General features: G+C 69.7%; 19 protein-coding genes. 9 read left to right on the top strand and 10 right to left on the bottom strand.

The window, feature by feature from the left end; translation table 11 throughout:
• Positions 1-43: 43 nt before the first annotated feature.
• Both AC6CHX_RS00860 and valS read right to left on the bottom strand, forming a co-directional pair.
• The gene (locus AC6CHX_RS00860) at positions 44-259 is read right to left on the bottom strand and encodes a hypothetical protein (RefSeq protein WP_376106657.1); all 216 of its coding nucleotides are present in this window, start codon (positions 257-259) and stop codon (positions 44-46) included.
• The gene (gene valS, locus AC6CHX_RS00865; RefSeq protein ID WP_498271290.1) at positions 259-2,874 is read right to left on the bottom strand and encodes a valine--tRNA ligase; all 2,616 of its coding nucleotides are present in this window, start codon (positions 2,872-2,874) and stop codon (positions 259-261) included. Before valS ends, AC6CHX_RS00860 begins: the two co-directional genes overlap by 1 nt.
• A gap of 157 nt (positions 2,875-3,031) precedes the next feature.
• Here valS and AC6CHX_RS00870 point away from each other — a divergent pair, with 157 nt between their 5' ends.
• A complete protein-coding gene (locus AC6CHX_RS00870) occupies positions 3,032-4,081 on the top strand; it encodes a P1 family peptidase (protein WP_498271291.1) in 1,050 nt (349 codons plus the stop codon).
• A gap of 9 nt (positions 4,082-4,090) precedes the next feature.
• Here AC6CHX_RS00870 and AC6CHX_RS00875 read toward each other — a convergent pair whose 3' ends face one another.
• The 8 genes from AC6CHX_RS00875 to AC6CHX_RS00910 all read right to left on the bottom strand — a co-directional run bounded on the left by AC6CHX_RS00875 (position 4,091) and on the right by AC6CHX_RS00910 (position 13,561).
• On the bottom strand, positions 4,091-4,903 hold the full coding sequence (locus tag AC6CHX_RS00875) for a serine hydrolase (RefSeq protein ID WP_498271292.1): 813 nt from the start codon (positions 4,901-4,903) through the stop codon (positions 4,091-4,093).
• Positions 4,900-5,733, bottom strand: coding sequence for a serine hydrolase (locus AC6CHX_RS00880; RefSeq protein ID WP_498271293.1), 834 nt, complete (start codon positions 5,731-5,733; stop codon positions 4,900-4,902). Before AC6CHX_RS00880 ends, AC6CHX_RS00875 begins: the two co-directional genes overlap by 4 nt.
• Complete coding sequence (locus tag AC6CHX_RS00885) at positions 5,730-6,677, bottom strand: S66 peptidase family protein (protein WP_498271294.1); 948 nt, start codon at positions 6,675-6,677, stop codon at positions 5,730-5,732. The genes AC6CHX_RS00880 and AC6CHX_RS00885 overlap by 4 nt, the downstream gene beginning before the upstream one ends.
• Positions 6,674-8,323 carry an ATP-binding cassette domain-containing protein gene (locus AC6CHX_RS00890; protein ID WP_498271295.1) on the bottom strand — a complete coding sequence of 550 codons (1,650 nt, stop codon included), beginning with the start codon at positions 8,321-8,323 and terminating at the stop codon, positions 6,674-6,676. The genes AC6CHX_RS00885 and AC6CHX_RS00890 overlap by 4 nt, the downstream gene beginning before the upstream one ends.
• Before the next feature lies 1 nt (position 8,324).
• Positions 8,325-9,239 carry an ABC transporter permease gene (locus AC6CHX_RS00895; RefSeq protein ID WP_498271296.1) on the bottom strand — a complete coding sequence of 305 codons (915 nt, stop codon included), beginning with the start codon at positions 9,237-9,239 and terminating at the stop codon, positions 8,325-8,327.
• Positions 9,236-10,279, bottom strand: coding sequence for an ABC transporter permease (locus AC6CHX_RS00900; protein ID WP_498271297.1), 1,044 nt, complete (start codon positions 10,277-10,279; stop codon positions 9,236-9,238). The genes AC6CHX_RS00895 and AC6CHX_RS00900 overlap by 4 nt, the downstream gene beginning before the upstream one ends.
• Before the next feature lie 71 nt (positions 10,280-10,350).
• Entirely contained in the window at positions 10,351-12,183 is a 1,833-nt protein-coding gene (locus AC6CHX_RS00905) for an ABC transporter substrate-binding protein (RefSeq protein WP_498271298.1), read from the bottom strand.
• A gap of 289 nt (positions 12,184-12,472) precedes the next feature.
• On the bottom strand, positions 12,473-13,561 hold the full coding sequence (locus tag AC6CHX_RS00910; protein ID WP_498271299.1) for a M20/M25/M40 family metallo-hydrolase: 1,089 nt from the start codon (positions 13,559-13,561) through the stop codon (positions 12,473-12,475).
• A gap of 153 nt (positions 13,562-13,714) precedes the next feature.
• Here AC6CHX_RS00910 and AC6CHX_RS00915 point away from each other — a divergent pair, with 153 nt between their 5' ends.
• The 8 genes from AC6CHX_RS00915 (at position 13,715) to AC6CHX_RS00950 (ending at position 22,302) form a co-directional block, all read left to right on the top strand.
• Positions 13,715-14,494 carry a hypothetical protein gene (locus tag AC6CHX_RS00915; protein WP_498271300.1) on the top strand — a complete coding sequence of 260 codons (780 nt, stop codon included), beginning with the start codon at positions 13,715-13,717 and terminating at the stop codon, positions 14,492-14,494.
• Entirely contained in the window at positions 14,491-15,180 is a 690-nt protein-coding gene (locus AC6CHX_RS00920; RefSeq protein ID WP_498271301.1) for a MurR/RpiR family transcriptional regulator, read from the top strand. The genes AC6CHX_RS00915 and AC6CHX_RS00920 overlap by 4 nt, the downstream gene beginning before the upstream one ends.
• The gene (gene menC, locus AC6CHX_RS00925; protein ID WP_498271302.1) at positions 15,177-16,325 is read left to right on the top strand and encodes an o-succinylbenzoate synthase; all 1,149 of its coding nucleotides are present in this window, start codon (positions 15,177-15,179) and stop codon (positions 16,323-16,325) included. Before AC6CHX_RS00920 ends, menC begins: the two co-directional genes overlap by 4 nt.
• 25 nt (positions 16,326-16,350) lie before the next feature.
• Positions 16,351-17,241, top strand: a complete 891-nt coding sequence (locus AC6CHX_RS00930; RefSeq protein ID WP_498271303.1) for an aminotransferase class IV — start codon at positions 16,351-16,353, stop codon at positions 17,239-17,241.
• Positions 17,242-17,257: 16 nt separating this feature from the next.
• Positions 17,258-18,352, top strand: coding sequence for a dipeptidase (locus tag AC6CHX_RS00935; protein WP_498271304.1), 1,095 nt, complete (start codon positions 17,258-17,260; stop codon positions 18,350-18,352).
• Positions 18,349-19,062 (top strand): type 1 glutamine amidotransferase, encoded by a 714-nt coding sequence (locus AC6CHX_RS00940; protein WP_498271305.1) that lies wholly within the window; start codon positions 18,349-18,351, stop codon positions 19,060-19,062. Before AC6CHX_RS00935 ends, AC6CHX_RS00940 begins: the two co-directional genes overlap by 4 nt.
• A 32-nt stretch (positions 19,063-19,094) precedes the next feature.
• Positions 19,095-20,594 carry a serine hydrolase domain-containing protein gene (locus AC6CHX_RS00945; protein ID WP_498271306.1) on the top strand — a complete coding sequence of 500 codons (1,500 nt, stop codon included), beginning with the start codon at positions 19,095-19,097 and terminating at the stop codon, positions 20,592-20,594.
• 94 nt (positions 20,595-20,688) lie between these two features.
• A complete protein-coding gene (locus AC6CHX_RS00950) occupies positions 20,689-22,302 on the top strand; it encodes an ABC transporter substrate-binding protein (RefSeq protein WP_498271307.1) in 1,614 nt (537 codons plus the stop codon).
• Positions 22,303-22,321: the final 19 nt, after the last annotated feature.

Here is a 22,321-nt window from a genome sequence, read left to right on the forward strand (position 1 = left end):
GGGTCTCATCATCGACCGGAGCAGTTCGCCGGCGCGGGCCGACTCAGTCGGCGAAGGGGCGGGCGACGATCTCGCCGGAAGCGGTCTGGAAGACCTCCCAGCCGGCGTCGAGCTCGGCGATGGCGCGACCCTCGAGCCAGGTGAGGGTCCAGTGGCCGGTGAGACCCTTCGCCTCCACCTCGGCGATCGCCGGGCGCAGGGATGCGGGGACCGAGGCGGGTGCCTCGGATCCCGCGGCCCATCGCGTGCCGAGCTGCATCAGGAACCCTCGCCCGGCGCGAGCTCGATCGCGGTGACCGCGAACTCCTCGGCCTCGCTGAACTCGAGCTCGGCGATGCGGCCGACGGCGCGGAGGTCGTCGGCGGCGGCGCGGAGCGCCTCGAGCTTCGCGGCGGGAGCAGCGATCGCGGCGCGCGAGACCGGAGTCTTCTGCGACGCCTTCGCCTCGGTCTTCGCACGGCGGATGCCGATCAGCGCCTCGCTGGCGGCGGCGAGCACGGCCGGCTCGCCGTCGATGCCGAGCGGCGTGGGCCACTTCGCCGTGTGCACGGACCCTTCCTCGAACCAGGACCAGGACTCCTCGGCCGCGAACGACAGCACGGGGGCGAGCAGGCGGAGGAGCGTCGACAGGGCAAGGCGCAGCGAGAGCGCTGCGGACGCCTGACCCACATCGGCCTGGTTGTAGGCGCGCTCCTTCACGAGCTCGAGGTAGTCGTCGCAGAAGGTCCAGAAGAACGCCTCGGTCAACTCCAGCGCGCGCGCCGCGTCGTACCGGTCGAACGCCTTGGTCGCCTCGGTCACCACACCGTCGAGCGCGCTCAGCATCGATGCATCCAGGGCATGCGTGACCTGTGCGCCCTCGGGCACGGGGAAGGACAGCACGAACTTGGCCGCGTTGAGCACCTTGATGGCGAGGCGTCGACCGATCTTCACCTGCGTCGGGTTCTGCGGGTCGAACGCGGCATCCATACCGAGGCGGCTCGAGGCGGCCCAGTAGCGCACCGCATCGGAGCCGTGGGCCTCGAGCACATCGGCCGGGGTGACCACGTTGCCCTTGGACTTCGACATCTTCTTGCGGTCGGGGTCGACGATGAAGCCGGAGATCGCGGCATTGCGCCACGGCGTCCGGTCGTCTTCGAGCGTCGAGCGCAGCATCGTCGAGAACAGCCAGGTGCGGATGATGTCCTGGCCCTGCGGGCGCAGGTCGAACGGTGCGGTGAGGTTCCAGAGCTCCTCGTCGCGCTGCCAGCCACCGGCCAGCTGCGGGGTGAGCGACGACGTCGCCCAGGTGTCGAGGATGTCGGCCTCGGCGTCGAAGCCGCCGGCCACGCCGCGCTGGTCCTCGCTGTATCCGGCGGGAACATCGGTGGTCGGGTCGATCGGGAGCGTCGCCGCGTCGGGGGTGAGCACGCGGTCGTAGTCCCGCTCGCCGTTCTCGTCGAGGGCGTACCAGAGCGGGATCGGCACTCCGAAGAACCGCTGGCGCGACACGAGCCAGTCGCCGGTGAGGCCGCCGACCCAGTTCTCGTAGCGCACGCGCATGAACTCCGGGTGCCAGGCGAGTTCCTGTCCGTGTGCGATGAGGGTGTCGCGCAGCTCGCCGTCGCGGGCGCCGTTGCGGATGTACCACTGGCGGGTCGACACGATCTCGAGCGGGCGGTCGCCCTTCTCGAAGAACTTCACCGCGTGGTTGAACGGCTTGCCGACCGCCGTCATGTCGCCGGTCTCCTGCAGCTTCTCGACGATGGCCTTGCGCGCGCTGAAGACGGTCTTGCCCGCGAGCTCCTCGGTGTACCAGGAGATCGCATCCGGGTTCTCGACGGACGAGGGCGCCTCGGGGAGGAAGCGTCCGTCCAGGCCGATCGTGGTCATGTTCGGCAGCGGCTCGTTCTCGGTGGTGCGCAGCTCGCGCCACCAGACGATGTCGGTGACGTCACCGAAGGTGCAGACCATCGCCGCTCCCGTGCCCTTGTCGGGCTGGGCGAGGTGGTGTCCGTGGATCTCGATCTCGGCGCCGAAGAACGGCGTCTTCACCTTCGTCCCGATGAGGTGCTTGTGCGGCCCCTCGGGGTGCGTGACGAGGGCGATGCACGCCGGCAGCAGCTCGGGGCGTGTGGTGTCGATCGCGATCGATCCGGAGCCGTCCGCGAAGGGGAATTCCATGGTGTGGTACGCGGCCTGCTGGTCGCGGTCCTCGAGCTCGGCCTGCGCGATGGCGGAGCGGAAGTCGATGTCCCACAGGGTCGGCGCGAGAGCCTGGTAGGCCTCGCCGCGCTCGATGTTGCGCAGGAATGCGAGCTGGCTCTGGCGGATCGTGTCGTCCGAGATCGTGCGGTAGGTCTGGGTCCAGTCCACGCTCAATCCGAGCTGACGGAACAGCGCCTCGAACTGCTTCTCGTCCTCGATCGTGAGGCGCTCGCACAGCTCGATGAAGTTGCGGCGGCTGATGGGCTGCTGGTCGGCAGCACGGCTGGACTTGTTGTCGCCGCCCTCGAACGGGGGCGTGAAGTCGGCGTCGTAGGGGAGCGACGGGTCGCACCGCACACCGTAGTAGTTCTGCACCCGGCGCTCGGTGGGAAGGCCGTTGTCATCCCAGCCCATCGGGTAGAACACGGTCTTGCCGCGCATGCGCTCGTATCGCGCCTTGACGTCGGTGTGCGTGTACGAGAACACGTGTCCGATGTGCAGGCTGCCGGATGCCGTCGGCGGCGGGGTGTCGATCGAGTACACGCCCTCACGGCCGGCCTGTGCCGCGCGCAGACGGTCGAACAGGTAGGTGCCCTGCTCCGCCCAGGCGGCGTCCCACTTCGCTTCGAGACCTTCGAGTGCGGGCTTGTCGGGAATCCCGGTGGGAGTTGATTCGGAAGCAGGCATGGAGGTCTCCTCGAGCGATGTATGCGGCACTGTGTGAGCGTGCCTGAGTGTGGGTGTTCCGCCCAGTCTACCGAGCGATCCGAAGGCCGGCTGGACACGGCGGAGTCGTCCGGCGCGGCGCGGATGTGCGCTGCTCCGCCCCTGGAAGGATCGGAGCATGACACCGCTGTCGACCGCCTCCTCCCGTCCCCGCCTCGCCGACCTCGGTGTCTCGTCAGGGGCGTTCGCGCGCGGTGCGCAGAACGCCATCACCGATGTCGGCGGTGTCCGGGTCGGGCACGCCACGCTGCACGGCGACGGTCTCCACACCGGGGTCACCGCGATCGTGCCCGATGCCCTGACCGGGGAGCGCCGCAGCCTCCCCGCGAACCTCTCGGTCGGCAACGGCTACGGCAAGCTCGTCGGCGCCACGCAGCTCCGTGAGCTCGCCGCCCTGGAGACCCCAATCCTCCTCACATCGACCCTGTCGGTCTTCCGCGTCGCCGATGCGCTGCTCGCACACCTGCTGGCGACCCCGGAGCACGCGCGGACGACCACGCTGAATCCGGTCGTGGGGGAGACCAACGACGGCTTCCTCTCCGACATCCGGCGCCGGGCCGTCGGCGAGGAGCAGGTGGTCCAGGCGTTGGAGGCGGCGGCCGCCGGTCCCGTCGCGGAGGGGTGTGTCGGGGCGGGCGCGGGGACGGTCGCCCTCGGCTACAAGGGCGGCATCGGCACGTCATCCCGGCTCGTCGACGTCGCAGGACAGACGCGCACGGTCGGTGTCCTGGTGCAGACCAACTTCAGCGGGACGTTGCGGATCGCGGGAGTGCCGCTCCCCGCGGAGGAGCTGCTGGCCGAGACCGCAGCTCAGCCCGTCGGCAATTCGTGCATGATCGTCGTCGCGACGGATGCTCCCGTGGATGGTCGCCAGCTCGGACGCGTGGCAGGCCGTGCGGTGTTCGCGATGCGGGGCGTCGGTGCCGATTACGCGCAGGGCAGCGGCGACTACGCGATCGCGTTCTCGGTGCACGACCCGGCGCTCGGCGGTCCGCTGGCGGACGACGAGCTGTCCCCGCTGTTCGCCGCCACTATGGATGCCGTGGAGGAGGCGCTGATCAACTCCGTGCTCGCCGCCGAGACGACCGTCGGACCCGAGGGTCGGACCGCGCGTGCGGTTCCCGTCGACCGGGTCCGGGAGAGACTCGCCCGCGCCGGAGCCGTCTGAACTCTGGACTCACCCGGCGAGCGCGCTGCGAATGCCCTCGCCGATCCTGCGCATCGCGGCCAGCACCGGCCCCCGCCCGTCTGCGCCGCGGTCCCAGTTCGCCAGCACCGCATAGGCGATCCGGCGATGCGGCGACATCACGATGCCGGTATCGGCGCGCACCCGCGAGATCGTGCCGGTCTTGTTGAGCAGCCAGATGCCGCGGTCGAAGCCCCAGTGTGCGAGGGGGTCGAGGTCGAAGGCGGACGCGACCATCGACAGGTCCATCCCCGCGCCGAGCCAGCGTCGGAGGGTGTCGGCCGATGCCGGGGTCAGGTCGGTCCCGTCGGCGAGACGCGTCATGAATCGCACCAGCTCGGTGGCGCTCGCATGCGACAGCGTCGTCGGAGCGCCGGGCGGGATCGGCCATCGCACGATGTCGTCCAGCGCGGAGGACGTGTAGCCGAGGGCGCGCGCGTGCTCCTGGACCACGGGGATCCCGATCACGCGACCCAGGGTGTTCGTCGCGGCGTTGTCGCTGACCGCACCGATGAGTGCGGCCACGTCGTAGAGCGACAGCTCGGCCGCCTGCAGCAGGTACCAGAGCCCGGAGTCGTCGATGGACTCCACGGGGCGGCGCGTCACGCGCTCCTCCAGGCTCCGTGTGCCGGCATCGACCTCGGTGAGCAGCCGATGCAGGAGGAAGATCTTGCCGACGCTCGCGGTGTCGAGCACCGTCGCGGGCGCATGTTCGAGCAGCACCTCGCCGGAGTCGATGTCCTTCACCAGCACCGACCACACCGCGCCGTGGTCGGCGGGCAGCTCCGTGTCGATGACGCTCATGCAAGCGCCTCGTCACGCGCGAGTCCGGTGACATGCAGCCGGATCCGTTCTCCGAGGTCTCTCATGCCGTCGATGACGGGCGCTCGCAGATCGGTCGGGCTCTGCTTCCAGTTCGCGGCCACCGCGTAGGCGACGGCGGCGACGGGGCCGCGGAGCAGGCCGGTGTCGACGCGGGCGAATCCGACGCTGCCGGTCTTGTGCCGCAGGACCATGCCCTGGTACTCGGCGTCGACGTGGGCGAGGGGGTCGAGCAGGAAGGCATCGGCTGTCATCGACGTGTCGGTGTCGGCGGCCAGCCAGTCGAGCACGCGTGCGCTCACTGCGGGGGAGAAGGCCTCGCCGGCACCGAGGCGGTGCATCAGGTCGGCCAGCTCCGCCGCGGTGCCGTACGACGGTGTCCAGGGCAGATCGGGGGTGCGCTCGTTGCGGATGTAGTCGTGCAGCGAGCTCTGCGTGTATCCGAGGGCCGGCGCGACGGCGCGCACGGACTCGAGCCCGCACAGGTGGATGAGGGCGTTCGTGGCGAGGTTGTCGCTCACCGCGCCGACGAGGAGGGCGGCGTCGTGCACGCCGATGCGCTGGCCCCGCATCCGGTAGAGCAGGCCGGAGTCCTCCACCCGGTGCTCCTCCGGGATGGCGACCGGCTGATCCGGATCGAGCGTGCCGTCTTCGAGTCGGCGCGCGACTTCGAGCAGGAGGAAGACCTTGCCGATGCTGGCGGTCTCGCACTGCACGTGCGGTTCGTGCTCGGCGAGGGTGGCGCCGCTGTCGGCGTCGATCACCCGCACCGACCAGGTGACGCGGGGATCGAGCGTGGGTACGGCGATCATCCGGGCACTCCCACCGTGAGTCGCGGTTCGTCCGTCATGGCATCGAGGACGCCGTCGACGCCGAGAGGGATCGTCAGGGCGTGCGGGTCGTGTCCGAAGCCCTGCTCCCACAGCACGGGCACACCCGCATCCTGGAACTCGTCGCACATGAGGGCGTGTACGAGCTCGAGGTCGCCGCATTCATGCCAGGAGCCCAGCACGATGGCGTTCGCCTGCGCGAGCCGCCCCGCCCTCCGCAGCTGCGTCACGAAGCCGTCGAGCCGGTAGGGCTCCTCGGTGATGTCCTCGAGGAACAGGATGCCGGGAGCGGGCACGGCCGCCTCGGGGGCGCCGAGCCCTGCGGCGAGCAGGCTCAGGTTGCCGCCGGTGAAACGCCCGACCGCACGCCCCGGCGTCATCACCTCGGTCTTCGGGCCGATCAGCTCGCGTCCGCGCCAGGGCTCGAACAACCACCGCTGCACGTCGTCGCGCACCTGTTCGGAGTCGCGGAAGACGTTGTTGCCCGCCATCGGGCAGAACAGCGTCGCCAGGTCCAGGTGCGCCCGCACGGCCTCGTGCAGCGCGGTGATGTCGGAGGAGCCGGTGAGGAGCTTCGGGCGACCGTCGCGCCGCAGTGCCCCGCGGCGCATCTCCGCCCAGTCGATGCCGTCGAGCAGCCGCAGTGCCCCGTACCCGCCTCGGGCGGCCACGACGGCGTCCACGTCCGGGTCCATCCACGCATCGACGAGATCCGAACGGCGCACGTCGTCGGGACCGGCGAGGTACGACGCGCGCGGGTGCGGGGTGAGCACGTGCTCGCCCACCCGCACCCGCAGACCCCACGACTCGTAGTAGTCGACGGCGCGCTGCGTGTTCTCCTCGTTGCCGGGCCCCGACGGCGAGACGATCGCCACCGTGTCCCCGGGCTGCAGCGGCGCGGAGTCGAGGTAGGGAGAGGTCGTCACGCCGGCTGCTCCTCGATGCGCGGTGCGGCGGAGAGCAGATGCCGGGTGTACTCGTGCTGCGGATTCAACAGGACCTCCTCGGTCGTGCCCCGTTCGACGATCTCCCCGCGGTACATGACGGCGACGCTGTGAGCGATGTTCCAGGCGAGGCCCAGGTCGTGCGTGATGACGAGCGCGGAGAGTCCGAGCCGCCGGCGCAGGTCGAGCAGCAGGCCGAGGATCTCTCCCCGCACCGAGGCGTCGAGCGAAGCGACGGGTTCGTCGGCGATGAGCATCTGCGGTTGCACGGCGAGGGCTCCGGCGATCACCACGCGCTGGCGCTGCCCGCCGCTGAGCTCCTGCGGGATGGCGCTGAAGAACCTCTCCGGCGGCGTCATCTCGGCATCCGTGAGGCTCTGGGCCACGCGCGCACGTTCGTCGCCCGTGAAGCGCTGCACCCGCAGACCTTCGGCGACCGACTCGTACACGCTGTGCTTCGGGTTGAGCGCGGCCCAGGGGTCCTGGAGCACGAGCTGCACCTGGGAGCGGAAATGCGCGAGGTCGCGGCCCTTGGTCGGCATCTCGGCTCCGTCGAACAGGATCCGGGAGCCGGGGTCGGCGGGCTGCAGACCCATGAGCGCCCGGGCGAGCGTCGACTTGCCCGATCCGGATTGGCCGACCAGGGCGACGATCTCGCCTCGACGCACGGTGAGGTCGACGTCGCGCACGGCGTGCACGGGCCGACTGCCGGAGCGATAGGTGACGTTGACGCCGCGCGCCTCCAGCAGCACCTCGTCGCCGTGGGCGATGTCCGGCACCTCTTCGGCGCCCTGCCCGTGCCGGGTGACCGGCGCCAGGCGGGAGGCCGGATCGCCGATCGTGGGGAAGGCATCGGCCAGCTGCCGGGTGTAGTCCTGCGTCGGACGCGTGCAGACGGCGTAGCTCTCACCGACCTCGACGAGTTCGCCGTCGCGCATGATGGCGATGCGCTGGCACGCCGTCGCGAGGACCGAGAGGTCGTGGCTGATCATCAGCATCGAGATGCCGCGCTCGGAGACGAGCCGCGAGATCATGTCGAGGATCTGCTTCTGCACGATGACATCGAGAGCGGTCGTCGGCTCGTCGGCGATGATGACCTCGGGGTCGCACGCCAGTGCCATCGCGATCATCACCCGCTGCTTCTGACCGCCGGAGAGTTCGTGCGGGTACGACTCGGCCTTCTGCTGCGGGAGGTCGACGACCTCCAGCAGCTCCGCCATGCGCTGCTTGCGGCCCTTCTCGGTCTTCCAGCGATCCGATGCATGCAGCTCCAGAGCCTCGAGCAGCTGCCAGCCCACGGTCCGCACCGGGTTCAGCGAGTGCATCGCCCCCTGGAACACGATGGAGGTCTGCGCCCAGCGCACCGCGCGCAGCTGGCCGAAGGAGAGCTCGGCGACGTCCTGGTCGCCCAGGAGCACGCGGCCGCTCAGGCGTGCGTTGTGGGGGAGCAGGCGCAGCACGCTCATCGCCAGGGTCGATTTGCCGGAACCCGACTCCCCGGCGATGCCGAGCGTCTGGCCCGCCGGCAGCGTCAGCGAGACGTTGCGGACGGCGGCGACCTCGTCCCGGCCGGCGCGCCCGGCGGTGCGGTAGGTGATCGAGACGTCGTCGAAGATCAGATCGGGCATGTCATCGGCTCCTCAGCGTCGGGTTCGTGATGTTCTCGACGGCGCGGCCCATCAGGGTGAACGACAGCACCACCAGGACGATCGCGATACCGGGCACGAGCACGTACCACCAGTAGCCGCTGGTCGCCGCCGACACGTCCATCGCGTTCTTCAGGATCGAGCCCCAGGACTGCAGCGTGGTGTCGCCGAGCCCGAGGAACGCCAGCGTGGACTCGGAGATGATCGCCGAACCCACCGTGAGTGTGGTGTTGGCGAGCACCAGAGGCAGCACGCCGGGGAGGAGGTGCTTGATGATGATGTGCCAGTGACCGGCGCCGAGGGCCCGCGAGCGCTCGATGTAGTCGCGCGATTCGATCGACAGGGTCTGCGCCCGGACCACGCGCGCCGTGCCCGCCCAGGAGGTGAGTCCGATCGCGATGATGATCGTCCAGACACCGCGGCTGAGCACCGAGGAGAGCACGATCGCGAGGATGAGCGAGGGCAGCACGAGGAAGAAGTCGATGATGCGCATCATCAGGCCGCCGAAGAAGCCGGTGAAGTGACCGGCGGAGAGCCCGACGAGTGTGCCGATGACCATCGACATGGCGGTGGCCGCGAGTCCGACCAGAAGCGAGACGCGCGCCCCCCACACCATGCGGACCCAGATCTCGCGGCCCTGCTGGTCGGTACCGAGCGGATGCTGCCACGAGGGCGGCGCGAACCGCTCCGGGTCGACGAGCTTGGTGACGTCGAGCATGCTCGACGGTGCGATCACCGGCGCCAGGATGGCCACCGCCGCGACGATGATCAGGAAGATCAGACCGACCATGCCCGCGCGGTGGTGCACGAACTGGCGGCAGAAGTCGGCGAACGCCGCCCCGCGACGGTGCCAGGCGAGGGCGCGGGGCGAGCGGATGGAAGTGGATGCCGTGCTCATGCGCGCCTCACCCTCGGGTCGAGCTGACGGTAGATGAGGTCCGCGATGAGGTTCATCACGATGATGATCGTGGAGAACACCACGAAGGTGCCCTGCAAGAGGGGGAGGTCGGGACCGGAGATGGCCTCGAAGGTGAGCTTGCCCAGACCGGGCCACGAGAACACGGTCTCCACCGTCACCGCCCCGGCGATCAGCCCGCCGATGTGCATGAAGACGAGCGTGACGGTCGGGAGCAGGGCGTTGGGGACGGCATGGCGGCGACGCACGAGGTCTTCCCGCAGCCCCTTCGCGCGCGCGGTCGTGAGGTAGTCGGCGCCCATCTCCTCCAGGAGCGAGCTGCGCATCACCATCAGGTACTGCGCATAGACCACGGCGACCATCGTGATCACCGGCAGGACCATGTGCGAGATCACGTCGAGGACGGCGCCGACGGGATCGGTGGGCGGGTTGGGGGAGACCATCCCGCCGGTGGGGAACCAGTGCAGCGTGCCGCCGAAGATCATCAGCAGCAGCAGGGCGAGCCAGAACGTCGGGACCGACCAGAACACCAACGAGGTGCCCGAGACGATGCGGTCGAAGGTCGAGCCGTGCTTCCACGCGGCCTTCTGTCCGAGCCACAGGCCGAGGGCGATGGCGATGATCGCCGCGGTGCCGGTGAGGAGGATCGTGTTCCAGAAGTACATGCCGATGAGTTCGGAGACCGAGGTGCGGTACACGTAGCTCGTGCCGAAGTTCAGCGTGAAGACGTTGCCGAGGTAGTCGAGGAACTGCTGCCACAGGGGCTTGTTCAGGCCGAGCTGCTCGCGCAGCTGCGCCACCTGCTCGGCACTCATGCCGCGCTCGCGCGCGATCGATGCGACCGGGTCTCCGGGCAGGATCTTGAAGGCGAAGAATCCGAGGAGGATGACCATCGCCATGCTGATGGCCGCGCCGCCCAGCTTGACCAGGAAGTAGCGGAGGCCGCCGAGGCCTCGCGGCTGCTCCTCGGCGGCGGCGCTGGTGGCGATGGCGGATGTGGAGGGGGGAACCGCGTTCGACATGGAGTCTCCTTACAGCGGACCGGGAGACGCCGCGGGGACGGATGTCCGCCGCCCGCGGCGTCTCGCTGGACTCATTCGACGTCGGCGATGTTGCGACGACGGATCAGGAAGAAGACGAGTCCTCCGATGAGGACCACTCCCACCACGATGCCTCCGATGATGAGTCCGGTGTTCGTGCCGGTGCCGCTGGCGGTCGCGCCCTCGACGGGCTCCACCGTGAGGTAGCCCCAGTAGCCGGCCTGGTTCGCGATGATGCCGCCGTCCTTGGGCTGCAGCGTGAAGCCGGTGAAGCGGTCGGAGCGGTAGGCCTCGAGCGAGTTGGCGTACCAGGTGGCGACCTGTGCCGTGTCGGTGTAGTTCAGCGCCAGCATGTCGTGCACGATCTCCTGGCGCTTCTCCTCGTCGGTCTCCGAGCGCTGCTGGGCATACAGCTCGTCGAACTCGGGGTTGCAGTAGCCGTCCTGCGTGGTGCCGCCGGTGCCGTCGGTCGCCGTGGGCAGGTTCATGCAGGTGTTGATGCCGAGCTGGTAGTCGGGGTCGGGGTTGACGGACCATCCGCTGAAGTACAGGTCGTAGTCGCCCGACGTGGCCTTCGCGCTGATGGTGTCCGAGTCGGTCGACTCGACGGCGATCTCGATCCCGATGTCCTTCATCCACGGGACGAAGAACTCGGCGATGGACTGCTCGTTCGAGTCGTCGGCATCCGTCAGCAGGCGCAGGCTCAGACGCTGTCCGTCCTTCTCCCTGATGCCGTCGGCAGCGGGCACCCAGCCCGCGTCGTCGAGCTTCGCCTTCGCTGCATCGGGGTCGAACCCGACGATCACCTCGTCGTCGTCCGAGAGGTGCCACTTCGGGAAGGACGCGGGGATGAAGCTGGTGGCCTGCACGCCCTCGCCGGAGAGCACCTTGTCGAGCAGCGTCTCCGTGTCGGTGCCGAGGCGGATCGCTTGGCGGACCTCGAGGTCCTTCAGCGCCGCGTTACCGGTGCCGTAGGGCACGTTCTCGCGGGTCTGCTGTCCCAGGTTGATGCTGATCGAGTGATAGCGGCGGCCGATCCCGGAATGGGTGGTGACGCCCTCGACGCCGTCGAGCGCCTCGAACTGCGTCGGGGTGAGACCCGAGACGAGGTCGACGTCGCCGGCCTTCAGCGCCTGCACCTGAGCGTCCGAGTTGGTGTAGTACACGTACTGGATCGCATCGATCTTGGGGGCGCCACGCCAGAAGTTCTTGTTCGCCTTGAGCACGATCGACTGGTTGGCCGAGTAGCTGTCCAGGACGAAGGGGCCGGAGCCGACCACCTCGGAGTCGTTCGCGAACGTGGTGGGGTCGTCGACCGCCTCCCAGATGTGCTGCGGGACGATCGGGATCTCGGAACCGGGGTTGGGCGCCTGCGGAGTCTTGAGGGAGATCACGACGGTCTTGTCGTCGGGGGTCTCGACCGAGTCGAAGTTGGAGACGAGGTTGCCGTTCGCCGTCGCCAGCGCCGGCACGGTCATCATCTGGTCGTAGGTGTACTTCACATCGGCGGAGGTGATGGGCTCGCCGTCCGACCACTTCAGGTCGTCCTGCAGGGTGAAGGTCCAGGTCTGACCGCCGTCGGTGGCTTCCCAGGAATCGGCGAGGCCCTTGGTGGGGGAACCGTCCTCGGCGTCATTCTGCACGAGGGACTCGTACACGTAGCGGATGATGTTCGTCGGCGTCAGGTAGATCGAGATGAACGGGTTGAACGTGTCGACGAAGCCGGACGTCGCGATGCGCAGCGTGGTCTCGGAGGCGGGGGATTCGGTCGCGGCACTCACGGACTGCGCCTGAGCGGCACCGGCGGGAGCAGCGATGAGCAGCGCGGAGGCGATCGCAGCGGCGGTCAGACTTCGTGCTGTTCTGGAGCGGGGGGCAAGACGCATAGAAGAAGTCCCTTCGGGCGCCGCCCGGATCCACGATGAAGCCGGGTCGGTGGAGACCATGCAAGCGGAAGTCTGCCCCGGGGTCAAGGGATTCGTTGCGTATCGTCGAAGATTTTTCGCAAGTCGACATCTGGGCGCAGGTTGCTTTCCGGGTGTAACAGCGCGGAAACATGCGGATGCAAGGATGCGCCCCACGCGAAGGGTGTTCAGCTATGCAGTATTTCCGTTCCGAGATCCGGAACGTATCCCTGGGGCCAGCGTGATCAGGGCGCAAACGGGAATCGTATCCTCACTCCGCGGGCAGGGTGAGCACGGCACGCAGGAGTTCGACGCGCTCGCCGAGGGAGGAGCGCAGGAAGTGCTCGTCCTCCGCATGCGCGCCGCCCCCGCGGGGTCCGAATCCGTCGACCGTGGGCAGCCCGAGGGCGCCGAGAAGATTGGTGTCGCCCGCGCCGGCCGCCGGACGTGCCTCGACGTGCTGTCCGACGCTGGCGGCAGACCGTTCGATGGTCGCCACCAGCGCGGCGTCCTGCGAGGAGGCGGCCCAGGCAGGGCGGGCGCTCAGGGTCTCGACGACGATCTCCGCGCCGGCGCGGAGATGCGCAAGCGACGTGAGTGCCCGCATAACGCGCTCCTCGGTGACCGGATCGGTGAAGCGGAGACCGATCTCCGCCTGCGCCTGCGCGGGGATCACGTTGGCGCGGGCCCCACCGGAAATCGTCCCGACATTGCAGAGCACGGGCCCCGGCAGGGCGGGATCCGCGACGATCTCCCGCACGCGCATCAGCTGATCGACGAGCTCGTCCACGGCGGACACTCCGTGCTCGGGGTCGAGAGCGGCATGTGCGGCGCGCCCGGTGACCGCGACCCTGACCCGCGCGCTCCCGCGCCTGCCGACCTTGAGGGCGCCGTCCGGATGCGGCGACTCGAATCCGATGGCGGCGACGGCTCCGCGTGCGCGTTCGGCGAGGAGGGGGCCGGACTCGGGCGAGCCGACCTCCTCGTCGGCGACCAGGACGATGCGCACGGCCCGGCGGCGTTCGCGCGGGAGTGGCTGGAGTCGTCGCAAGGCCTCGAGCATGACCACGATCCCGGCCTTCATGTCGTAGGCGCCGGGCCCGCGCACGACGTCGCCCTGCTCAGACCAGGGCAGCACGCCGTCGAGGGTGCCTGCCGGCCACACGGTGTCGGTGTGACCGATCAGGAGGTACGGATCGCCGGCGCCGGCGACGTCGATGACGAGATCCGTTCCCGCGGCGGTCGTCTCCTGACGGACCTCCCCGCCGACGCCCTCGAACCATTCGGTGAGGAGATCGGCGATGGTGCGGCTCGCCTCGACATCTCGGGTGGGCGACTCTCGCGTCACAAGTTCACGCACGAGTGCGATGATGTCGTCTGAAGGGTGGTCCGCTCCGGGAGCTGCCGGGAAAGTGGTCACAGTTACGAACCGTATCTGCCTCTTGATTGACGTGCAACCCGCCGATAACATCGCTCCCAGCCGCATCATTCGTTCGATCTTAGGAAACGTATCGTGCCTCACTCTTCGGTGGCCGCCGACGCGGGCGTCGGTTACGACTGCCGCGAACTGACCCAGTACTCCGAGTTCCGTGAGGCGGCGGCACTCTATGCACGTGTCTTCGCGTACACCGAGCAGGAGTACGCGCTCAACGCCAATCTGCTCACCGCGCTCGCCCGTAACGGAGGATCCGCGGTGGGGGCCTTCGCCGACGACGGCGGGCTCATCGGGTTCGCGTACGGCTTCGCGGGCTGCGATGCGAGCGGGACCCACTTCCACTACTCGCAGGCGGCCGCGGTCGATTCCGCGCAGCAGGGCCGCGGAGTCGGTCAGGCGCTCAAGCTCGCCCAACGCGACGTCGCGCTCCGGTGGGGGCAGCAGTCCATGCGGTGGACCTTCGATCCGCTGCTGGCGCGGAACGCGCACTTCAACCTCAGCTCCCTCGGCGCGGTCGGCATCGCGTTCGAACGCGACTACTACGCCCGACCGGACACCGACCGGCTCGTGGTCTCCTGGGACCTGACCGCGACCGCGCCCCGGGTGCCGCGATCGGGCCCTCCGACAGGACTGGGCAGGGAGGACTGGGGACGCGTGGTGCACGCTGACGACGCCGACTGGATCGCGATCCCCGCCCGTGCGGACGGGCTCCCTCCCGGCGAGCGCTCGGCACTGCGGCGGCAGCTGGAGAGTGCGATGACGGAGGTGTTCCGACGCGGCGATGTCCTCGTCGCTGCCTCCCGCGTCGACGAGCACACCGCGGTCTACCGCGCCGCATCAGGGAAGGGCACGGCATGAGCGACCGGCAGCACGAGGATCGCGAGCTCGTCTCGCCGCGGGACCGCTTCGGCGAGCGCATCCGGACGAATCTCTCCGCCGAGAGCATCCAGGCGCGCATCATCGAGACCGAGTTGCGCACGCTCGCGCGCACCTTCGAGGAGCTGAGCACCTCGGCCCAGGTGCCGCAGGCCGCGGCACTGCTGCTGGGCGCACGACGACGCTACGTCGCGGGTGAGGGAAAGGCGGCGGCCTATGCGCAGCTGCTCAACGCCGACCTGTCCGCGACGCTGTCCAACGTCTTCCTCGTCGACGGGCACGCGCTGCAGCCGCTGACCGTGCTGACGGACGTGCGGGCCTCGGACGTGCTCATCGCGTTCTCTCTCCGGCGCTACCGGGAGGAGACCGTGCGGCTCGGGCAGTTGTTCCGGGAGGCGGGCGGGCAGCTCGTGGTGATCACCGACAGCGAGGACGCCCCTCTGGCACCGCTCGCGACGTCGCTCATCCGCGTGCGCACCGGGTCGGCGTCCTATGCGGACTCGCCCACCCCGGTCGCGGCCGTCTGCCACCTGCTCAGTGCGCTGACGACGGCGAGCGCGAAGGGAGCCCGCCGCCGCCTCGCCGAGCGCGATCGGCTCGTCGCGCGACTGGGGCTCTACAGCTCGGATCCCTCGCGGCCCGAGGTCGACGAGGAGGCGGAGACGTGAGGATCACCCGCATCCGGCTGTTCGCGCTGCGTCAGGAACTGCGGCACAGCTTCGAGACCAGCTCGCACCGCAAGTCGGGCATCGAGCACATCCTCGTCGAGGCCACCGATGAGGAAGGCCGCAGTGGCTGGGGAGAGATCGCGGCGCCCAGCGACCCGTACTTCGGCGCGGAGACGACCACGACCGCATGGGAGATCGCCACCCGCTACCTCGTCCCGGCCCTGGTCGACGCAGAGGGCGAGGAGCCTGCCGACCTGGAGATGACGTGGGCGCGGGTGCGCGGCAACGAGTTCGCCAGAGCGGGCTTCTCCGGCGCGGTGTGGGATCTCTTCGCCCGCCGACGGGGGATCGCCCTCGCGACGGCGCTGGGCGGCACCCGCGACGAGGTCGTGGCGGGAGTCTCGCTCGGCATCGAGCCGTCGATCGACGAGCTCCTGGGCCAGGTGGAACTGCAGCGCGCCGCGGGATATCCGCGCGTGAAGCTCAAGATCGCCCCCGGGTGGGACGTGGAGCCGGTGCGAGCGGTGCGCGACGCGTATCCCGACCTCGACCTCCACGTCGACGCGAACGGCGCTTATCCCGACGACGACGACTCCGCCGCCGTGTTCACCCAGCTCGACGCACTGGGGCTGACGATGATCGAGCAGCCGTTCGCCCCGCGGGAGATGGTGGCGCACGCGACGCTCCAGGCCCGCATCGGGACGGCGGTGTGTCTGGATGAGTCCGTCGTCGGGCTCGGCGATCTGCGCACGATGATCAGGCTCTCCGCCGCGCGCATCCTCAACATCAAGGTGTCGCGGATGGGGGGACTCACCGTCGCGAAGGCGGCGCACGACCTCGCCGTCGACGCCGGCATCCCCGTCTGGTGCGGGGGCATGCACGAGTTCGGGATCGGTCGAGCGGCGAACGTCGCGATCTCGGCACTGCCCGGGTTCCTGCTCCCGTCGGATGTCTCCGGCTCCGACAAGTACTACGTCGACGACATCATCGCCCCACCCGTCACCGCGGTCGAGGGCCGGGTGCAGGTTCCTCGCGGAGCGGGCATCGGCCACGACGTCCTCGTGGAGCGGATCGAGCGGGCTGCTTTGCGCACCTGGGATTCCGCCGACTCCGCCGTGCGTGACCCCGCGCTCACGCACGGGTGAGACGCCCATTCCGGAGAGGACCATCATGCGTGCGCTGCTGCTGTATCGCCTCGACCTGTCGGGCACGTCCGCCGTCGAGGAGAGCATCCACCCGATCGACCCGCGTGAGCCGATCGTCAGGGCGACCGACCTCGGCGTCAATCGCGGCGACGGCGTGTTCGAGACCGCCGTGGTCCGCGGCGGCAGGCCGCAGGCGCTCGAGGCCCATCTGACGCGCCTCGAACGTTCGGCGGCGTTGATGGAGCTGCCCGCGCCCCGACGCGACCTGTGGCGAGCCGCGGTGCTCCGGGCGGCCGCGGAGGTGTCCCTTCCCGGAGCGCTGGAGGAGGGGGAGATCGCCTCCATCAAGTTCGTCATGACCCGGGGCGACGAGTTCGACCCGGCAGGGCCGACCGGATGGGTGCTCGGGTTCGCCGGCAGCGACCCCTCCGGCGTCCGTGCCCGTGGCGTCCGTGCCGTCGTGCTGGATCGCGGCTACCGGCACGACGTGATGCAGACCGCCCCCTGGCTGCTGCAGGGAGCGAAGTCGCTCGCCTACGCGGTGAATCAGGCCGCCCTCCGGGAAGCGGCCCGTCGCGGCGCCGACGACGTGATCTTCGTGAGCGCAGACGGATTCGTGCTCGAAGGACCCCGCTCGACGCTGATCGCCCGCATCGGCGGCGAGCTCGTCACACCACCCGCCGAGCTCGGCGTCCTCCCCGGAACGACCCAGGCCGATGCATTCTCGGGAATCACCGGCGTCCCGACGAGGATCGGGGTGCTCATGCGCGACGATCTGGATCGGGCGGATGCGCTGTGGTTGTGCTCCAGCACGCGTGGCGCGGTTCCGGTGGCGCAGCTCGACGGCGCGGAACGGGTCATCGACCATGACCTGACCGCGCGGATGAACGCGGCGCTGGATGCGCGCGAGGACTGAGAGAGGTGCACGGCGGATGCTCGACAGTGTGATCGACGGACACAACGACCTGGCATGGGCGAGCAGAACCCTGCTCGGGTACGGGGTGGAGGAACTCGCGGACGGCGTGCCGTCGACGCAGACCGACCTTCCCCGTCTCGCGATCGGCGGGGTGGCCGGACAGTTCTGGTCGGTGTGGGTCGATCCGGTGCTGCAGGGTGCCGAACAGGTCGTCGGAACGCTGGAGCAGATCGACTTCGTGCACCGCCTGGTCGACGCGCACCCCGAACGCCTCGCCTTCGCGCGGACCGCTGCGGACGTGCGCCAGGCGATGGCGGAGGGGCGGATCGCCTCGCTCATCGGCATCGAAGGCGGCGGCCAGCTCGGCGGTTCGCTCGCGGTGCTGCGCCAGTACGCCCGTCTGGGAGCGAGGTACATGACGCTCACCTGGTCGCGGACGACCGCCTGGGCCGACTCCGCGACCGACGACGCGCATCACGGCGGTCTCAGTTCATGGGGCCGCGAGGTGGTGCGCGAGATGAACCGCATCGGTGTCCTCATCGATCTCTCCCACGTGGCCCCGACCACCATGCGTCACGCGCTCGAGGAGACCACCCGCCCCGTGATGGTGAGCCACTCCGGTGCTCTCGCCCTCTGCGATCACCCGCGCAACGTCCCCGACGACGTGCTCGCCACGATCGGCGCCCAGGGCGGAGTGGTGATGGTCGCTTTCGTGCCCACGTTCGTCTCGCAGGCCCGCCGCGACTGGTGGGAGGCCGGCGGCGAGGGCGACGCGCCGGTGGTGGGCGTCGGCGACGTCGCCGATCACCTCGACCACATCCGGCGGGTCGCCGGACCGCACGCCGTCGGCATCGGCGCGGACTACGACGGCACCGACGTGATGCCGGACGGTCTCGCCGACGTCTCCGGCTACCCGGCGCTGTTCGCCGAGCTGCGAGCGCGGGGATGGTCGGAGGCCGACCTCGCCGGTCTCGCGCACGAGAACGTGCTCCGGGTCCTCGAGGCTTCCGATCGCGACCACGAGTCCTTCCTGGCAGGGCGGGCCGCACCTCCCGCGACCGCCGCGCTGGTGCCCGCCGTCGATGTGTCGACGCGGGAGGGAGCGCTGTGAGCCCGCGCGTGCTCGTCGTCGTCAACTCGGCGAGCTCCGGACCACGGCGCCTCGGGACCTGGCTCGCCGATCGCGGCATCGCGGTCGACCCCGTGGTGGGCGCGGAGGAGGAGCTTCCCGTCACTCTCGACGGCTATTCCGGGCTGGTGCTCCTCGGAGGGGGACTGATGCCGGACGAGGACGATCGTGCACCCTGGCTCGTGGCCGAGCGCGCGCTCGCCGCCGAGGCCATCGACCGCGACCTCCCGACGCTCGGCATCTGCCTGGGTGCGCAGGTGCTCGCGCACGTCGCCGGTGGAGAGGTGAAGGCGAAGACCGGCCCCGTCGAGCGCGGGGCGACGCCCATCCGTCCGACCCCGTCCGGCCGGGAGGACGCGGTGATCACGACGCTCGGCGACGGCGCCCCGATGATCGAGAACCACCAGGACATGATCACCCGTCTGCCTCCGCGGGCGGTGCTGCTCGCATCCAGCGACGCGATCGAGATCCAGGCCTTCCGGCTGGGGCGGCACGTGCGCGGCGTGCAGTTCCACCCCGAGGCCTCGGCTGCCGATCTCGCCCGGTGGGACGACGCCGCCCTGCGCGGAGAAGGCCGATCCCTGGCGCGACTCATCGCCGCCGCCGAGGAGGTCGACGCGCGCAACACCGAGGTGAGCCGTGCTCTCGTCGAGGCGTTCGCCGACGAGATTCTGGTCGGAGGTCGCGCGTGACCGCGGCGCCCGCTCCGCTCGAGACACCGACGATGACCACACCGGCGGTGGATCGTGCCCTCCGGCGCGGGCTGGACGAGCGGGCCCGTCGGACCGCCCCGGCATCGATCGTCGCCCTGTGCGAGCGCGGGGAGGTGCGAGGTGTCCGCACCCACGGACACCCGCGCGCCGACGATGCGACGACGAGTCGGGACACCGTGTTCCGGATCGCCTCGATGTCGAAGAGCTTCCTCGCCGCGACAGCACTCGCGCTGCGCGACAGTGGTGCCCTCGATCTGCATGCCCCGATCACCGAGTATCTCCCCGCCGTGCGCGCCAGGCACCGGGGCGCGGATGCCGTGCTCACCGGAGACCTGCTGCTCTCCAACCGGTCGGGGCTCGGCGAGGACAACGCCTGGGTCGACCGCCACCTGGGGGACTCCCGCGCAGAGATCGCGGCGCTGTTCTCCGAGGGGATGCTGCTCGCCGCCGCGCCCGGAACCACGTACCAGTACTCCAATCTCGGGCAGTCGCTGGTCGGCGCGGCGGTCGAGGCCGTCACCGGACGCGCTGTCGAGGACGTGGTGCGGGAGACCCTGCTGGATCCGCTGGGACTGACTCGCACCGCCCATTCGGCCGACGGCTACGCGCACGACACCCTCGCCGGCGGCTTCCGCACCTTCGACGACGGCACGACCTTCCACCCCGAGCCCTACGTGCGCACAGGCGCCCTCGGCTGCATCGGAAGCATGTTCAGCACCGTGGACGACATCGCCACCTGGATGTGGTTCCTCGGTTCGGCCTTCACCGACGACCCGCTCGCGCCGCAGGTGCTGGCTCCCTCCTCGCGGATCGAGATGCAGCAGCCGCGGACACCCATCGACGTGCCGTCGGGGATGTTCGACGGGCGCGACCTCGCCGGTGCCGGCTACGGGTACGGACTCTTCGTGGAGCAGGACCGGCGGTTCGGCCGCATCATGCAGCACTCCGGGGGCCTTCCGGGCTTCTCCGCCCACATGCGCTGGCATACGGCGACCGGCATCGGCGCGGTGGCGTTCGGGAACTCGGACGAGTTCGGTGCGCGGCGTGTGGCCGGTGCCGCACTGCAGGACGCGCTCGAGACGGCCGACGCGCCGTCGGCCGTGGTGCGCCCGTGGCCGGAGACCGTGACCGCGGCCCTGGCGATCGATGCCGCCATCCGACAGGGCCGATCCGCCGCCGAGTATCCGGGCCTGGCCGATCACGTCCTCGAGGATGTGCCACCGGGAATCCGTGATTCCCGGCTCGCTGCGCACATCGCCACGATCGGCGGCATCCGCCCCGTTCAGAAGCCCTTCGCCGAGCGGCTGATCGCAGCCGCCACCGAGGCCGAGCTGCGCTGGCGGATCGCCGGAGAGAGCGCGGACCTGCGCGTGGAAGCGCGCCTGGTGGGTGTTCCCCGGCCTCGCGTGCAGAGCCTGAGTCTCGCCGTCATCGCACACGGCGAGACGCGGACGGAGGACGAGCTCACCTCGCCCGCCGACCGGCATCGCATCGTGTTCGACGGGGAGTGACGACCCCGAGAGCCGCAGGGGCACGCTTTTCGACCCAGTCCAAGAAATCGCCGTAGACTGGAGGCATCCCGCCCCGTTCGTCCTGAGGATCGTCATGCCCGCAAACCCCGTGCGTCGTCTCCTGCCCTTCGCCGCGCTCGCCGCCGCCACCGCTCTGGTGCTGAGCGCCTGCGCTGCTCCTGGCTCCGAGGGAGAGAGCGACGGAGAGCTCGTCTGGTCCATCGAGGGCGCCAACCTGTCGGCGGGTCACATGGACCCGCAGGTCAGCCAGCTCGACGTCTCGGGCATGGTGCAGCGCGCGGTGCTCGACTCGCTCGTCTTCCAGGAGAACGACGGCACGTTCACGCCCTGGCTCGCGAAGGAGTGGGAGGTGTCGCCCGACAGCACCGAGTACACGTTCACGCTCCGCGACGATGTGACCTTCACCGACGGCGAGAAGTTCGATGCGGCGGCGGTCAAGGCGAACTTCGATCGCATCGTCGACCCGAAGACGGCTTCGAAGCAGGCGGCGAGCATGCTCGGCGCAGCCTTCTACGAGGGGACCGAGGTCGTCGACGACGACACCGTGAAGGTGACGTTCACCCAGCCGTACGCACCCTTCCTTCAGGCCGCGAGCACGCCGCAGCTCGGCTTCTACTCGCCCGCCGTGCTCGAGGAGTCGGCGGACAAGCTCAAGGCAGGCGGCCCCGACATCAACGTCGGTACCGGTCCGTTCGTGCTCGCCGAGTACACGCCCGACCAGGAGATCGTCTACACGCGAAACGACGACTACGCGTGGGGGCCGCACGACGAGAAGGCGCCGAAGTTCGAGACGCTCCGTGTCGAGATCCAGCCGGAGGCCTCCGTCCGTACCGGCGTCGTGACGAGCGGCGAGGCCGACCTCGCCAGCGACATCCCGCCGAATCTCGCGAAGGACCTCGGCGACGGCATCACCGTCGACTCGATCGAGTACCCGGGCCTGCCGTACTCGCTCTACCTGAACGAGAAGTACGGCGTGTTCGCCGATGAGAAGGTGCGTCAGGCGTTCGCCCGCGGAATCGACATCGACGCCGCGGTCGAGGAGATCTACTTCGGACAGTTCCCGCGTGCGTGGAGCATCCTCGGCTCGACCACCCCGGGTTATGACGCATCGCTCGAGGACAGCTGGCCGTTCGATCAGGACGCGGCGAACACCCTGCTCGATGAGGCCGGATGGACCGAGCGCGACGCCGACGGCATCCGCATGAAGGACGGCAAGCGCCTCTCGGTGCGGTGGATAGCCTGGACGCCCGTTCCCGACGACAACGCCGCCCTCGCCAACGCGATCCAGTCCGACCTCAAGGGGATCGGCTTCGAGGTGAAGCGCGAGGTGCTCGAACCGGGCGCCTACAACGAGCAGTACGAGCCGAAGACGTTCGACCTGACCGACTGGGGATTCTCCGGGGTCGATCCGGATCTGCTGCGCGCCCACCTGCACACCGACGGATTCCAGAACGCGTCTCAGGTGAGCGACCCTAAGATCGACGCGCTTCTGGAGCAGGCCGTCGGCAGCAGCGATCAGGACGAGCGCAACGAGCTGTACATGCAGGTGCAGCAGTGGAACGCCGAATACACCGCGATCGTGCCGCTGTACAGCCCGTCGGCGATCACCGCGGTCGGCGAGCGCATCGAGGGACTGCAGTACGACCTGTACGGTCGGCCGCTGTTCTACGATGTGACCGTCGGCTGATCCGCCGGCTGAGCGGAGG

This window comes from Microbacterium sp. GQ128 (genome assembly GCF_059758615.1).

Coding starts and splice junctions, on each gene's coding strand:
- AC6CHX_RS00895 (WP_498271296.1), bottom strand. CDS start 9,239: ATGAGCACGGCATCCACTTCCATCCGCTCGCCCCGCGCCCTCGCCTGG.
- AC6CHX_RS00945 (WP_498271306.1), top strand. CDS start 19,095: ATGACCACACCGGCGGTGGATCGTGCCCTCCGGCGCGGGCTGGACGAG.
- valS (WP_498271290.1), bottom strand. CDS start 2,874: ATGCCTGCTTCCGAATCAACTCCCACCGGGATTCCCGACAAGCCCGCA.
- AC6CHX_RS00930 (WP_498271303.1), top strand. CDS start 16,351: ATGCGTGCGCTGCTGCTGTATCGCCTCGACCTGTCGGGCACGTCCGCC.
- AC6CHX_RS00935 (WP_498271304.1), top strand. CDS start 17,258: ATGCTCGACAGTGTGATCGACGGACACAACGACCTGGCATGGGCGAGC.
- AC6CHX_RS00890 (WP_498271295.1), bottom strand. CDS start 8,323: ATGCCCGATCTGATCTTCGACGACGTCTCGATCACCTACCGCACCGCC.
- AC6CHX_RS00860 (WP_376106657.1), bottom strand. CDS start 259: ATGCAGCTCGGCACGCGATGGGCCGCGGGATCCGAGGCACCCGCCTCG.
- AC6CHX_RS00870 (WP_498271291.1), top strand. CDS start 3,032: ATGACACCGCTGTCGACCGCCTCCTCCCGTCCCCGCCTCGCCGACCTC.
- AC6CHX_RS00875 (WP_498271292.1), bottom strand. CDS start 4,903: ATGAGCGTCATCGACACGGAGCTGCCCGCCGACCACGGCGCGGTGTGG.
- AC6CHX_RS00880 (WP_498271293.1), bottom strand. CDS start 5,733: ATGATCGCCGTACCCACGCTCGATCCCCGCGTCACCTGGTCGGTGCGG.
- AC6CHX_RS00950 (WP_498271307.1), top strand. CDS start 20,689: ATGCCCGCAAACCCCGTGCGTCGTCTCCTGCCCTTCGCCGCGCTCGCC.
- AC6CHX_RS00905 (WP_498271298.1), bottom strand. CDS start 12,183: ATGCGTCTTGCCCCCCGCTCCAGAACAGCACGAAGTCTGACCGCCGCT.
- AC6CHX_RS00900 (WP_498271297.1), bottom strand. CDS start 10,279: ATGTCGAACGCGGTTCCCCCCTCCACATCCGCCATCGCCACCAGCGCC.
- AC6CHX_RS00920 (WP_498271301.1), top strand. CDS start 14,491: ATGAGCGACCGGCAGCACGAGGATCGCGAGCTCGTCTCGCCGCGGGAC.